Origin of the sequence: Sporosarcina sp. P1, assembly GCF_002743155.1 — a bacterium.
Taxonomy (GTDB): Bacteria; Bacillota; Bacilli; order Bacillales_A; family Planococcaceae; genus Sporosarcina; species Sporosarcina ureae_B.
The window spans coordinates 1-1,078 of sequence record NZ_PDYS01000048.1 but is presented as its reverse complement, the minus strand read 5'-3'; the positions used below and the strand labels follow the sequence as shown (position 1 = coordinate 1,078).

Genomic DNA, 1,078 nt, shown 5'->3' with positions numbered 1-1,078 from the left:
CGAACCCGCGATCTCCTGCGTGACAGGCAGGCATGTTAACCGCTACACCACGGGACCTTGGTTGCGGGGACAGGATTTGAACCTGTGACCTTTGGGTTATGAGCCCAACGAGCTACCACTGCTCCACCCCGCGATAATACTATAAAATAAATGGTGGAGGATGACGGGCTCGAACCGCCGACCCCCTGCTTGTAAGGCAGGTGCTCTCCCAGCTGAGCTAATCCTCCTGGGTTATACTACGATGTGATAAACGTATTTTCTATAAAATGGTGACCCCTACGGGATTCGAACCCGTGATACCGCCGTGAAAGGGCGGTGTCTTAACCGCTTGACCAAGGGGCCAATATATAATGAAAGCGTACATCTGGCGGAGAGCAAGGGATTCGAACCCTTGAGGCAGCGCAAACCGCCTACACGATTTCCAATCGTGCTCCTTCGGCCACTCGGACAGCTCTCCAATAATGGCTCCGCAGGTAAGACTCGAACTTACGACCGATCGGTTAACAGCCGATTGCTCTACCACTGAGCTACTGCGGAATAATGTAATGTGGTTATAATGTTTTTTCATAACTTGTCTAACAGACCAGCGATGTCCTACTCTCACAGGGGGAAACCCCCAACTACCATCGGCGCTAAAGAGCTTAACTTCCGTGTTCGGTATGGGAACGGGTGTGACCTCTTTGCCATCATCACTGAACTGTTTTTAAAGCCATGATTATTATATCAAACTGACTGAGAAAGTCAATCCTTTTTACAAAAAGATTTCATTCACTCAAAACTGAATAAAAGACATTGGTGTAGTTCAAGTAACTACTTTTTAGTTTGTCCAGCCTCAGCGGCCAGATGCTCGGGTCATAAGTCAAAGCTGCTACGTGGCAGGAAACGCCACTTCGCATCTTCGCCTTATACCGGTCGCATCTAGGCGGCCGCTTCGGCTTTTCATAATAGGTTAAGTCCTCGATCGATTAGTATCTGTCAGCTACATACGTCGCCGTACTTACACCCCAGACCTATCCACCTCATCATCTTTGAGGGATCTTACTTACTTGCGTAATGGGAAATCTCATCTTGAAGGGGG

5 tRNA genes and 2 rRNA genes are annotated in these 1,078 nt (G+C 48.7%); all 7 read right to left on the bottom strand.

Annotation, left to right across the window (positions count from 1 at the left end):
• Positions 1–58: 58 nt before the first annotated feature.
• A tRNA-Met gene (locus CSV73_RS16320) sits at positions 59–133 on the bottom strand.
• A gap of 18 nt (positions 134–151) precedes the next feature.
• Positions 152–227 (bottom strand) — tRNA-Val (locus tag CSV73_RS16315).
• Between the two features lie 40 nt (positions 228–267).
• Positions 268–342, bottom strand: a tRNA-Glu gene (locus CSV73_RS16310).
• 23 nt (positions 343–365) lie between these two features.
• A tRNA-Ser gene (locus CSV73_RS16305) sits at positions 366–457 on the bottom strand.
• A gap of 5 nt (positions 458–462) precedes the next feature.
• Positions 463–537: transfer RNA gene (locus CSV73_RS16300), tRNA-Asn, on the bottom strand.
• Positions 538–581: 44 nt separating this feature from the next.
• Positions 582–697, bottom strand: a 5S ribosomal RNA gene (gene rrf, locus CSV73_RS16295).
• 248 nt (positions 698–945) lie between these two features.
• A 23S ribosomal RNA gene (locus tag CSV73_RS16290) occupies positions 946–1,078 on the bottom strand; the annotation flags it as partial.